This window comes from Spirosoma jeollabukense, assembly GCF_054777855.1.
In genome coordinates, this window is sequence record NZ_BAAHAD010000004.1 from 428,493 (window position 1) to 441,722 (window position 13,230).

General features: G+C 51.1%; 7 protein-coding genes. 2 read left to right on the top strand and 5 right to left on the bottom strand.

The window, feature by feature from the left end; genetic code table 11:
• Positions 1 to 10 precede the first annotated feature (10 nt).
• The 5 genes from ACYVEA_RS18635 to ACYVEA_RS18655 all read right to left on the bottom strand — a co-directional run bounded on the left by ACYVEA_RS18635 (position 11) and on the right by ACYVEA_RS18655 (position 9,183).
• Positions 11 to 2,317, bottom strand: coding sequence for a GH92 family glycosyl hydrolase (locus tag ACYVEA_RS18635; protein ID WP_461114941.1), 2,307 nt, complete (start codon positions 2,315 to 2,317; stop codon positions 11 to 13).
• 124 nt (positions 2,318 to 2,441) lie between these two features.
• A complete protein-coding gene (locus ACYVEA_RS18640; RefSeq protein WP_461114942.1) occupies positions 2,442 to 3,881 on the bottom strand; it encodes a RagB/SusD family nutrient uptake outer membrane protein in 1,440 nt (479 codons plus the stop codon).
• A gap of 30 nt (positions 3,882 to 3,911) precedes the next feature.
• Positions 3,912 to 7,400 carry a SusC/RagA family TonB-linked outer membrane protein gene (locus tag ACYVEA_RS18645; RefSeq protein WP_461114943.1) on the bottom strand — a complete coding sequence of 1,163 codons (3,489 nt, stop codon included), beginning with the start codon at positions 7,398 to 7,400 and terminating at the stop codon, positions 3,912 to 3,914.
• A 21-nt stretch (positions 7,401 to 7,421) separates the two neighbouring features.
• The gene (locus tag ACYVEA_RS18650; protein WP_461114944.1) at positions 7,422 to 8,435 is read right to left on the bottom strand and encodes a FecR family protein; all 1,014 of its coding nucleotides are present in this window, start codon (positions 8,433 to 8,435) and stop codon (positions 7,422 to 7,424) included.
• Positions 8,436 to 8,508: 73 nt separating this feature from the next.
• Positions 8,509 to 9,183: an RNA polymerase sigma-70 factor gene (locus ACYVEA_RS18655; protein WP_461114945.1), complete on the bottom strand. Its 675-nt coding sequence runs from the start codon at positions 9,181 to 9,183 to the stop codon at positions 8,509 to 8,511.
• Between the two features lie 297 nt (positions 9,184 to 9,480).
• Between ACYVEA_RS18655 and ACYVEA_RS18660 the strand changes: the two genes are divergently transcribed.
• Complete coding sequence (locus ACYVEA_RS18660) at positions 9,481 to 10,170, top strand: 3-keto-disaccharide hydrolase (protein ID WP_461114946.1); 690 nt, start codon at positions 9,481 to 9,483, stop codon at positions 10,168 to 10,170.
• A gap of 127 nt (positions 10,171 to 10,297) precedes the next feature.
• A complete protein-coding gene (locus ACYVEA_RS18665; protein ID WP_461114947.1) occupies positions 10,298 to 13,171 on the top strand; it encodes a PVC-type heme-binding CxxCH protein in 2,874 nt (957 codons plus the stop codon).
• The last annotated feature ends 59 nt before the right edge of the window (positions 13,172 to 13,230 follow it).

Below are 13,230 nucleotides of genomic sequence, written 5' to 3' on the forward strand. Positions count from 1 at the left end.
CGTGGATACGTTAGTACGTTATATCCCATTTCTTATCGGTTTTTTCGCCCATCTCCAGCACCAGCGTACCGCCCTTCATCAACTCCTCATGCGAAAACGACAATGAGCTCAGGGGCTTGCCGTTCATCGTAGCCGACTGGATGTACTTGTTGCGACGCGATGACTTGGGCGCCGATAAGGTGAATTTCCTGCCGTTGGGCAGGTCGATGGTGACTTTGGTGAAGAGCGGACTGGTAATGCTGTAGCGAGGAAGGCCGGGGGTGGTGGGGTAGAAGCCCATAGCCGAGAAGACCACAAACGAAGACATCGAGCCGCCATCTTCGTCGCCGGGCACCCCGAAAATGGTATCCTGAAACCAAGTGTCGAGCAGGAGTCGGGTGTATTTCTGAGTTTTCCAGGGTGCATGGGTATAGTTGAAGAGGTAGGGGATGAAGAAGGTCACCTGGTTGCCCATAGCAAACTGCCCGATCATCCCGGTTTGATCGGGGAATTTCTCCCAAAAAACGGGTTTGCTGCGGTCGAGCCCTTCCCGGAAAAGTTGATCCAGATTTTGCTCCAGCTTGTCGGGGCCGCCCATCAGTTCCGTAAATCCTTTGATATCCTGCTGCACATTCCAGCGGTAACTCCAGCCGTTATTTTCGTTGTAATAATCGTTTCCGGCATGACCCCCGTCGAACTTCGGGTCGATTTCTATAAACTCACCTTTGGCATCTTTCGGCAGGAAAAAGCCTGTTTTGGCATGCCAGACGTTTTTGTAGTTCTGGGCGCGTGGCGCGTATTTTTTATACACCTCCTGATTACCCAATTCCTTGCCGAATTCGCTTAGCGCCCAGCTATCGTAGCTGTTTCCTAATGTAATGGCCACCGCCGATCGTCGCTGACCATTGCCGTGGAGTTTGGCTACGGAATCGGTCTCTGCTTCGCCGGGATGGAGCGCCGGATAGTAGCCTTTCGCGTAGTAAAAATCGTCGAGTGCGCCTTTCGGGTCATTTCGGTGTGGGAGCATGGTGCGCTTGTCGGCACTTTTGATCATGCCTTCCAGGGCTGTTTTGGTGTCGAAATCCCGGATTCCCTTTCGGTAAGCGTCCAGAAATACCACGAATGATTTGAAGCCAAACATACCCGCACGGTCGCCAAAGAATTTCGGGTATTCGGGTATCCAGCCGCTTTGCTGGTACATCCGTACATACGTTTGCAGCATGTCGGCTTCCCGTTTTGGGTCGAGGATCGAACGTAGCGGATGCAGCGCCAGGTAGTTGCCCCAGGTGTAATCGTCGGTATAAAACGGGCGTTTGTCGTCGTGTACTTTCTTGTCGTAGCCGCTGAAATATTTCCCCTCTTCCGACATGTCGACCATGCGGGCGTAGCAGCGGTAAAGGGCGGTGTAAAAACTGCGTTTCTGAGCGTCGGTGCCTCCTTCTACGCTCACTTGCCCGATGGTTTTCTCCCAGGCCGCTTTGCCTTTGTTTTTGAGTTGATCGAACGTAACGCCGGTGAGTTCTTTTTCGAAGTTTTTCTTCGCCTGTTCAGCGCTGATAAATGAAATGGCGTAGCGGAATTCCTGCACGGGTGTATCAGCTTCCGCGTAGCTAAAATAGGCCCGTTCGCCGTCCACTTTTTTGTGCTTCTGGGGCGGTCCCAGCACCGTATAGCGCCCCCAGTCTTTTTCGCCCTGCTTCTTGCCACTTTCCGGCTTGCCAGACACTTTTCCGTACAGATACGCCATGCCTTTCTGCTGGTGGTTAGCGTCATCGACAAACTCTACGCCCGTTATCGTCGTGCCATCGGTGATGTCGTATTTTCCTTTTGCGTAATAATGCGATAGCAGAAGATTTTTCTTCGTGCCAGCCGGAAAGGTAAATCGATAAATTCCCGTTCGTTCACCCGCTGTGTATTCGGTCAGTACGTCGTCATCGGTGAGTTTGACGGAATAATACCAGGGCTGGGTAACTTCCAGATCGTGGTCATACGTCAATCGGCGGTACCAACCCGTATCCGCCAACGCACCCACATACGGTTTTATGGCGAAAATCACCTGTGGCGTAATGATATTCAGCGACGTCATCGGAAAATCCGTAATCTGCATGTCCAGATGGTCCTGACGCTTGGGAAACATACGTATCATCTGATTGGGTACCTGCACAACCGGCCGATTGGTGTTATAAAAAGGGGCAATGTTCCCAATCGTCGGATCAATGTAGTTGAGGGCCGCCGAACGGGTTGACGCATTCTTTTTTGCCTGACCCAACCCAACTCGTATTCCCGCTAGAGACATCAGTATTGACAGGGTCAGAAATAGATTGATTCTCACTTTCATACGCTTAAATGAAAATATACTAATGAGTGATGGATGTCTAAAAAGACCCCCAACCCCCTGAAGGGGGCTTCTTTACTCGCAACCAGAGCCCCCTTCAGGGGGTTGGGGGTCTTTTTAATTATCATCAATTATAGCCCGGATTTTGCGGCAATACGGCTGAGTTGTTGATGATCTGAATTTCTACCAGCGGGATCGGAAAGAGGGCATTGAAGTCCTTGAAGCCAAGTGGACCCAGGACGCTTTGCAGGCGGCCCGTACGGGCCAGATCGAACCACCGGACACCTTCCATCGACAGTTCGTAAACCCGTTCGTCGTAGATTTTAGTCCGTAGCTGGTCTTTGCTCAGGCCCGCAAACTTCGGCATGTTTGCCCGGCTTCGTACCTGGTTGAGGTAGGTAAGAGCCGCATCGGTTTTGCCATTCTCGTTCAGGGCTTCGGCATACATCAGCAAGACGTCGGCATAACGGATCACTTTCCAGTTCACTTTGCTGTCATTCAGCGTGTTCGTAATGGCTAAGTACTTTTTGGTGAACGTAGCGATCTGCAAAAATCCCTGGAAAACGCCGTTATTATCCGTGTAGCCTTTCGCCACCGTAACATCGCGTCTTGGATCGGCTGGATCGAAGGAGTCGAACAGCGCAAGGGTTGGGCTATTTTGCTCGCCAGCGCCCCCTTTTATGCCATAGAAAGTTTCAGCCAGCGAGTTCGCTGATTTTGGTAAAAACTTGTTCGAGAAACCACTGCCCGCACCCAGGTTGCCGTCCTGATATTCGATGTCAAATATGTATTCGCTGTGGTGTTCGTCTTTGGTGTAGTCGAACAGGTCTTTGTAATTCGGCAAAAGGGCGTACCCCAACGTAGTGACTTCCTGTAGTTTGGCTTCTGCTTTTACGAAATCCTTGCGAGTCATGTACACGCGTCCCAGAATGGCTTTTGCGGCTCCTTTCGTGGCACGACCCACATCCGCGCCCGTATATTTAACGGGTAACACCGCTTCGGCCGTCAGCAGATCCTTAATGATGACGTCATCATAAATCTTGTCGACTTTTTCACGCGCTTTGGTGTACCCTTCGGCAATCGTGATGGGGGTGAGGTTCAGCGGTACGTCCCCAAAAATTCGCACTAGATCGAAATAGGCAAACGCACGAAGAAATTTGGCTTCGGCGATGTGCCGGTCTTTATTCGGGACGAGGGCTGCATCGGCCGTTTCGATTTTCGATAAAATCAGATTCGCCCGATTGATGGCGCTGTAATAATTCCGCCAGGTGGAAATCATCAGCGCGGCATCGCTATTCATGTTGAACTTATCCACCGAAACCAGAAAGGCATCGTTGCCCAGCGCGTGCCACGAATCATCCGCGCGCAGGTCGCCGAAAATCCAGAAATCCTGATACTGATTGCGGAGCATACTGTAGACGCCCACGACCGCATCCTGAAAATCTTTGTCCGTTTTATAAACGGCCTCAACGCTGACCGTGGAGATCGGATTCAATTCGATGAAAGTCTTTTGGCATGACATTGTGAGCATGGATGCCAGGCTTACCAGGCAGAATATCTTTTTCATATCTACGCGTCTTTTAGGTAGGTTCTTACGTTAAAATCCCACATTTAAGCCAATCATCACACTCTTCGGCAACGGATAGTCATTGGCCTCTACGCCGGGCGTCAACGGATTGTCGGTTGTGCTGACATCCGGGTTAAACGCCGTGTTTTTCGTGAAAAGGAACGGGTTGTTCGAATTCACATACACACGTAGTGAACCAAGCCCCAGCTTCTGCGTAATAGCGCTGGGTACTACATAAGCCAGCGTTATATTGTTGATTCTGAGGTAAGTGCCTGTGTCGAGAAACAATTGGCTCGGCAGCCGGACCCCGCCCGTTGGACTATCGTTGGGGCGGGGTGTTACGCCATCGCCGGGGTCCTGCTCCGATTTCCAGTAGTTGTTGCTGAACGCATAGCCCCGAACCCGCGCCCGGCCACTGTTGCCGCCACCTCGCGACGTATTATAAATGAGATTCCCCTTCGAGCCCTGCACACTGACGCTCAGGCTGAAGTTTTTATAAGAAACCCGGTTGGTCATGCCATAAAAGAAATCCGGATAGGGCGATCCCATAATAGTTTTATCGGCATTGTTGATGACCCCATCGCCATTGATATCCACGAACCGAATATCGCCCACGTGCGAGCGGTCACTGCCGGTTGGATTGTAGAGTGGCCCTTTGTCCAGGTCGGCCTGGGTTTTAAAGATGCCATTCACCAGAAATCCGTAGAACATCCCAATCGGCTGGCCGATCATCGTTACATTATTTCCCGAGTAAATGGGATCGCCCTGCGGCCCTAATTTGACCACTTTGTTGCGATACGAAGACAGGTTAAAATCGGTAGACCATCTGATTTTCTTGTCGACGTTTACCGTGCTCAAAACGAATTCCCAGCCCGTGTTTTTTACCTCGCCAATGTTCTGCAAAGCCGTGCTGAATCCGGTATTGTTGGGGACGTTTACGTTCAGGAGCAGATCCGTATTTCTGGATTGAAAATGATCGACCGACAGGTTAACCCGGCTGTTGAAAAAACTGGCATCAACGCCAACATTGATGGATGTCTGTTTTTCCCAGGTTAGCGACGGATTGCCAATCCGGCCCGGCGCAATGGCGCTTGCCACAGTGCCACCTAAGCCGTAATTTTCGTAGGCAATGGTGCCGTACTGGTCGTAATTGCCGATGTTGTTGTTGCCGGTTTCGCCGTAACTGGTGCGTAGTTTAAGCTCGCTGATCGCCCGTGTGTTTTTCAGGAAATTCTCATCCGAAATCCGCCAGGCCAGCGCTACCGACGGGAAAATGCCGTATTTGTTTTCGGTGCCGAAACGGGACGAACCATCCGTCCGAATCGAGGTAGTCAGGTAATATTTGCTGTTGTAATTGTAGTTGACCCGGGCCAGATACGACAGCAGCGACCATTCATAAATGCTTGATGTGCCGTTCGTGATCAAGCCACCCACCGCACTTAAAGTGGGCACCAGGTTATTGGGGAATTTGTTGCTGCTCAACATATTCGATTCCCCGTGCTCTTTCTGGACCGTATAGCCTGCCAGGGCAGCGATCGAATGCTTGCCACTCGTCTTCGTGTAGTTTAACGTGTATTCCGTGAGCCAGTTCGAAATCATGGAGGCATTGTCGGTACCTAAGGCCAGCGCGTTGGCAAAATAAACGCGTTGCGGCATAAAGTACATCCCCTTCCCGTTCAGCAGGCTACCGCCCAGTTGAACGTTAAATTTCAAATCCGGCAGGATCTGGTATTCAGCGTTGATATTACCCAGAAATCGAAAGCCTTTCTGGGACGTAATGGTTTCTCTAGCAACGGCCAGCGGATTATAAATGTCGGCCATGTCGGCGAGACCGGCATAATTAAAATAGTTGCCGTTGGCATCCAGCAATGGCCGGAAATTATGAACCTGCAAGGCCGACGCCACAATGCCTAGCGTAGCTGCGGTGCCGCCACTTACACCGGTCGATGGCAATGAACGCTGCTCTGTATACGATGGATTCAGGCTTAGCTTTACCGACAATCGTTTTGAGAGTTGCGCGTCGATATTGGTACGTAGTGAATACCGCTTGAAACCGCTGTTGACAATGATTCCGTCCTGATTAAAGTACTCACCACTGACGGCATAACGTACATTGTCCGTACCGCCCGTGGCCGCCAGTTGAATCTGACGCTGGGGAGCGGTAATCAGAATTTTATCGAGTGAGTTTTCGTCGGTCGTATTTCGTCCTTCCCGAACGTCCATGATGATCGCCGGGACCGGAAATGTCCAGGTGGTTGGATTGCCCGAAACGTTGTTACCCGCATCCAGATTCCGGTTGCGCATACCATCGTAGAAGAAATTCGCCTGCTCGATGGAGTTCTTCATGATCGGCACTTTCGATACGCTCTGCCAGCCGTAATACGTATCGAGCGTGATATTGGCTTTCCCCGATTTCCCCCGTTTGGTATTGATGATGACAACGCCATTCGAACCACGCGAGCCGTATATCGCCGTTGCGGAGGCATCTTTCAGAATATCGAGGGTTTCAATGTCGTTGGGATTCAGGGTCTGAATGTTGTCGGTCGGAAAACCATCTACTACGTATAATGGCCCGGCTCCCGCCGAAATGCTGCCAATGCCACGCACCCTGATTTGGGGAGCCGCACCGGGTTCGCCCGAAACAGCTTTCACTTGAACCCCGGCGACCCGACCGGCCAGCCCCTGTTCAATGCGGGTCACGCCCAGGTCTTTCACTTCTTTACTGCTGATGACACCCACCGAGCCTGTTAAGTCTTTTTTCTTGACGGTTCCGTAGCCCACAACCACAATTTCATCGAGCGTTTTGTCGTCGGCTTTCAATGTCACATCGACCGTCGTACGGGTACCAACCGTCACTTCCTGAGGCAAATAGCCGACGTAGCTGAATATCAGGATGGCTGATACGTTCGGTACGTCGATTCTATACTTTCCCTCGGCATCGGTGGTTGTTCCCTTCTGCGACCCTTTTATAACAATACTCACCCCTGGCAATCCTTCGCCTTTATCGTCGGTGACGCTACCCTGAACCGGAATATCCACCGGGGCTAGTTTTTCGGTGGGTAGTTTGGCTGGAAGCCCTAATGACCCCGTTCGGTTATCGATATCCGTATCGGGGCGGTTGGGGGAGGAGAAGACCCCCAATGGAGTTTGGCTGTTGCTGGCTTCCGTTTTTTCGGCGGACTCTTTGGACACTACGACGTAGCCGCCGTTTTTTACCTTTCTGTAGCGAAGTCCCAACGGCTTCAAAACGGCCGTCAGATTGTGCTCAATGTTCGCCTTGTAATTGACCACATCACCCGCCACGACGAGCCCTTCTACATTCCGGTCGAAAAACAGAATATCAATGGCGTAATGATCCTGCAGCTTCTTAAGGACGTCTTTTAACTTTTGGGGTGATGCTTTGACCGGCCCTTCTTTTTGCTGTATCTGGTGGGCGCTGGCCAGCAGTTGGGAAAAGCCGGGCCGTACTCCTCCCAGCACCACTCCCACAAGGAGCAGCATACGTACTAGTTTTTTCATGAGTGGTTAAGGGGCGTTTAGTTACTGATTTTGGGTTACAACAATTGTATCACCTTGCTGTCGGTACGTCAGATTGGACGCACTGGTTATCGTTTCAATAAGTTCTTCGGCGCTGTAAGCTTTAAAAGCGCCCGAAATGGTCCATTGCGCCAGCGTTTTGTCGGGTATTTGCAGCTCTATCCCGTAATTTTCCTTGAACAGCGTACCAATCTCGGCCAACGTTGTTCCATCAAAGACGAACCGATGTTCTTTCCAGGATGTGAACTCCTGTGGGTTAGGCGTTTGCTTCAGGTTGATACGCCCTTTTTGATCAAACGTGACCAGGTTGCCGGGCTTCATCATTAGTTGCTTGCTGGTTTTTCCTTCCTGATACAGGAGCTGTACTTTGCCTTTATTCAGGACTACCTTCCTGGCTCTCTCTCGGGTGTTTACCAGAAATTCGGTGCCCAGCACAACCACTTCAAAATTTTTATTCGTCTGAACCACAAAGCGTTGATGGTTGGGGAGATGCCGGATGGAGAAATCCGCTTCACCCAGCAATACAACTTCGCGCGTCTTCTGGCCGAAGCCAAACCGGGGTACCCGTAACGACGAGTTGGCGTTAAGTGTCACCTGGCTTCCATCGGTGAGTTTGACCGTACGAGTCTCGCCAAAGGCCGTGCTATACGTGGTGTAAAGCAGCTCATCTTTGAAAAAGAGGCCACCGACAACAAGTAGGAGGCTAACGGAAGCAGCTATCATCCAGCGCATCCCAACAGGAGGTATCTGGTAGGTTACGGGTTCTTCCAGGGCGGGCAATTCAGCCGTAGCGGGTTCAGTTTGCTGATCCAGCATCCGTTGCCGATGGCGTTCCAATGCTTTCCGGTCGTCGGCCACGAATTGCGGATTTTGACTTTCCCATTGGGCCAGGCACTCGAAAAACACTTCCCGGTTTATAGAATCTTTCGCCCACTCGTCAATTGCCTGCTTTTGTAGGGCGGTTGCCCGGCCAGCAAAGTAAGTGAAAAGCGTTTCTTTCGATACCTGAGTTTTCATTGGTGGAATGTTAGCCGTATCATGACGGTTTCAAGACGAAAAACACGTAGTTATCATACAAAATAATAAGTAATTAAGGCCAGAGCGACCCTGCCAGGCAGGCAATCAGCAGCCATTTGTCCTTCAGCGTGTTCCGTATCTGGCGCATGGCCTGAAAGAGATGGGCTTCAATAGTACGTAACGACAGGTTCAGTTCGGTGGCTATTTCCTGGTATTTCTTGCCCTCAAATCGGTGCATTACATAAATCTGACGACGCTTTAAGGGCATGGCGTTAATGGCGTTTTCCACGTCATGATACAACTCCTCATACTGCGTAATCGAGTCGGGGCTTTGCGTGATATGGGCCGGAATTAATTCCGCGTTGTCCAGCGATGTCGTGTGCCGCATTTCAGCCCGTACATGATCGAATGCCCGATTGCGCACAGCCGTGAATAGATACGCCCGGTACGATGAGGTTACGGTTTGATAGCGGGATTCGGCCTGAAACTCATAAAAAATATCCGAAACGATATCTTCGGCAATGGCTTTCGACGATACGTAGCGAACCGCGTGACTGCACAGCATGGCGTAATATTGCCGAAACAGCAAACTAATCCCACTCTCGACATCCTGTTGAAAGGTATTCCGCAGGAATAATTCCGTGTCCCAACTGGCCTTATCAGCGGAGTCATGGAGCACTTCTGTAGGGGGCAGATTAGGTAGCTGGCCTATTCCCTGTCGCTGTGTTAGTGGTAGGACTTGTCCCATCGCTGCTGGTAAGTGAAGTGGGTAGTTCAATTAGTGTGGGTCGTTGATGGACTAAAAGAACCGCTTCTGATACAAAGACGATGAAGTACACAAAAACACTTAGTCTTTTTTTGATTATTTTTTCAAAAAATAGAATTTAATAGGGCGACAAGTCTGCAAGCCTGTGGAGTAATCCGGGTAAATATGGATATAGTAATTGCTTTTAGTATTTTAGCTAGAACAATCCTTTCCAGCCTGACAGGTTGGTAAGTCTTCTAGGACAGGCAAACAGGACGTTTACCGGAGACCCTTTACCCGATGAAATCATACTGTATTCACACTCTTCCCAGGACCGACGTAGCAAAACGGTGGCTGGTTATTGCCTTCATTTTAGCCAGTCAGGTTTTCTGTGGATTACCGGTTTTTGCTCAGTCGTCGGGGAAGGCCGAGTCATTATTTGATGGCAAAACCCTGACTGGCTGGAAAACGGTCGATCCGGCTGATGCCAACCTGTGGTTTGTGAAAGACAGCGTTATACGAAGCGGGGACGGCGTTAAAAAGATACCGGCCAATACGTATCTGTACACCCTGAACGAGTATGGTGATTTTGAGTTCCGCTGCCTGTTCCGGTTGTCGGGCGATCCTTCGACGGGAATGATCAACAGCGGAATTCAATATCGTTCGCTTATTGAGGGCGGTAAAATGGTGGGTTATCAGGCCGACATTGGCAATGGGTACTGGGGAGACCTGTATGATGAACACCGACGCGAAAAACTGGTCAGCGGTGATTTGAGAATCCTTAAGCGCATCCTGAAAGAAGATGGCTGGAATAGCTACATCATCCGATGCAAAGGGAACCATCATGAACTGTACATCAATGGTGTTAAAACCTGCGACTACACCGAAAAGGACAGTAAAATCCCGGCAAAAGGCGTCATTGCCGTTCAGATTCACGCCGGAGGGGTTGCCCAGGTTGAATTTCGTGATCTGACTATATCTGAACTGTAATGGCAGGCTTGTCGCCTTGGTATCAATTTATAACGTACCGATTAAGTAGTAAAGACCATTCGCGTTGTTTTTAGCACCAGAGTAATCTTATTACTGACTTACCTCCAACGACTTACGCCTTATTCCTATGAACAAATTTCGTTTGCTCATACTATTGATTTCCGTCGTTCTTTCTATAACGGGTACGTATAGTACAGCCCAACCTGCCAAAGCTAAACCGGCTCAGGACACCGCCAATGTCGACCGGGAGTATGCGCTGGAAGCGTCCATGCTGGGCTACTTCTCGAAGGATGGGGCGCGCAACCCGACCTTGAAGGCCAACAAAGGCGATCGGGTACGTATTACCATTACCGACACCGAACTCATGACGCATGATATCGCCCTTGAAAAATTAGGTGTCAAAAGTAAGACACTCCAGGAAAAAGGAAGTAAGGCCAGCATTACGTTTACTGCCGATAAAAGCGATACGTATTACTGCACGGTTCCGGGTCACCGCGCGGCCGGCATGGTTGGAAAATTCGAGGTCGTGGAGGGTACTATTTCTGATGCGACGATTGCCGGACAGCTACCCATGAAGAACGGGCAACCGCTTAACCTGAATTTCGAGACCGGTACGTTAAAAGACTGGACCGCCACCGGCGATGCGTTTGCCAATCCAATTTTCGCCCAGGATGATCCGTCTCCGGTTCACGAGAAAGAGATGCATATTGGCTTTGCCGGGAAGTATTTTCTGAGCAGTGGGGGTACAACTAACTACAAGCTGACCGGTACGTTAACATCTGCCCCTTTTCCGGTAACGCAACCCTTTGCCGCGTTCCGGGTGTCGGGGGGTGCCTTGCAGGATACGCGTGTTGAACTGGTACAGGCCAGCACTGGTAAGGTTATTTTTCACAGCACCGGGCAAGGCCGTGCTACGTTGCAGCCGGTCGTGGTTGATTTGCAACCCTATCTGAATCAGGATATTTTTATACGAATCGTAGATAACGAAACCGGAATTTCGCAGATTCCCTACATCCCGAATGACAAATGGGCGCATATCAATTTTGATGAGTTTCTGTTTTATCCCACGCGTCCGACCTTCCCCAACGAGTTAAATCAGAAAGATATAATCATCCTGCCACCACTCGACCCCGTGCTCCATGCCGGGCTTTCCGGCACCGAAGCGGCCAACGTGATGAGCCTGCCCAATGGCTTCAGGATTACGCTGGCAGCCGCTGAGCCGGACATTATCAAACCCATTTGCTTTACCCTCGATTCACGCGGCCGACTTTGGGTGGTTGAGAGTCATACGTATCCCGTTCCGGCGCCGGAAGGGCAGGGCCGAGACCGTATTCTGATCTTTGAAGATACCAATGGTGATGGGACACTGGACAAGAAAAAAGTCTTTGCCGAAGGGCTAAATCTGGTCAGTGGTATTGAGGTAGGTATGGGTGGTGTGTGGCTCGGGGCGGCACCGTATCTGTTGTTTATTCCCATTGATGCCAAAACCGATTTGCCCGCCGGTCCGCCCCAAAAGCTGCTCGACGGTTGGGGCACTGATGATACCCACGAAGTCCTGAATAGCCTGCGCTGGGGTCCGGATGGCTGGCTCTACGGGACACACGGCGTATTTACCCATTCCAATGTTGGCAAGCCGGGTGCCCCGGATTCGGAACGTACGAAACTGAATGCCGGGGTCTGGCGCTTTCACCCATCCACCCATCAGTTCGAATTATTCGCCGAAGGGACCAGTAACCCCTGGGGCCTTGACTTCAACGACTACGGGCACGCGTTCGTTACAGCCTGCGTGATCCCGCACATGTACAACATGATACAAGGCGGGCGTTACTTCCGGCAGGCGGGCAAGCATTTTAACCCGTATACCTACGACGACATCAAAACCCACGCCGACCATGTACACTGGGTGGGCGAACGTGGTCCGCATGCGGGCAATTTCCGGTCGGCTTCGGCGGGAGGGGGACACGCCCATTCCGGCGCGATGATCTACCTGGGGGGCGATAGCTGGCCGAAAGAATACCGGAATGATATCTTCATGAACAACATCAACGGCGCCAAACTGAACCAGGACCATCCGGTTCGCGACGGCTCGGGGTATCTGGTGACCCACAAACCGGATTTCCTGTCGATGAACGATTCCTGGTCGCAATGGCTGAATATGAAATATGATCCCAGCGGCTCGGTGTGGGCCATCGACTGGTACGACAAGAACCAATGCCACAGCCCCAATCCGGATGTTCATAACAAAACGATGGGCCGCATCTTCAAAATCACTCATACCAATGACAAGTGGGTACATGTCGATCTGGCAAAGGCGTCGGACATGGACCTGGTTAATTATCAGCTACATGCCAACGAGTGGTACGTACGGCAGGCCCGGACGATCTTGCAGGAACGCGGCCCCAACAAGAAAGTACACAAAGCCCTGAAAGACATTCTGGCTAAAAATCCGGATGCCACCCGGAAGCTCCGGGCCTTGTGGGCGCTACACGTAACAAAAGGGCTTACCGAAAAAGAGCTAACGGATTTGCTGGCCAATGAGAATGAATACATCAGAAGCTGGGCCATTCAATTACTGGCCGAAAACAAAAGCGTTTCTCCCGAAACGCTAAAACGCTTTACGGCGCTGGCCCAAACAGATAATTCGGCGCTGGTACGGCTTTACCTGACATCGGCCATGCTCCGGCTGGATCCTGCGCAGCGTTGGGACGTAGTGGATGCGCTCGTTCAGAAAGCCGACAATAAAGACGATCATAATCTGCCACTTATGCTTTGGTATGCCGCCGAACCGCTGGCGGCCATCGATATGAAACGGGCGTTGGATCTGGCCCAGAAATCAAAAATGCCTAAGCATTTGCCCTATACCATTCAGCGCATCGGGGCCATCGGTACGGAGGATTCGAAAAAGCTGCTGAAAGAATTTAACGACCGGGTTGGCCAACGGGAGCATTCGCACGAAAATCACGAAATTCAGGCACTGATTGCCAAGGTGCTGGAGGAGTGAGGTAGCCGAAGGCTGATCGGCGACTCCGAGGGCTACACCCCCGGTTATCCATAGCGAAC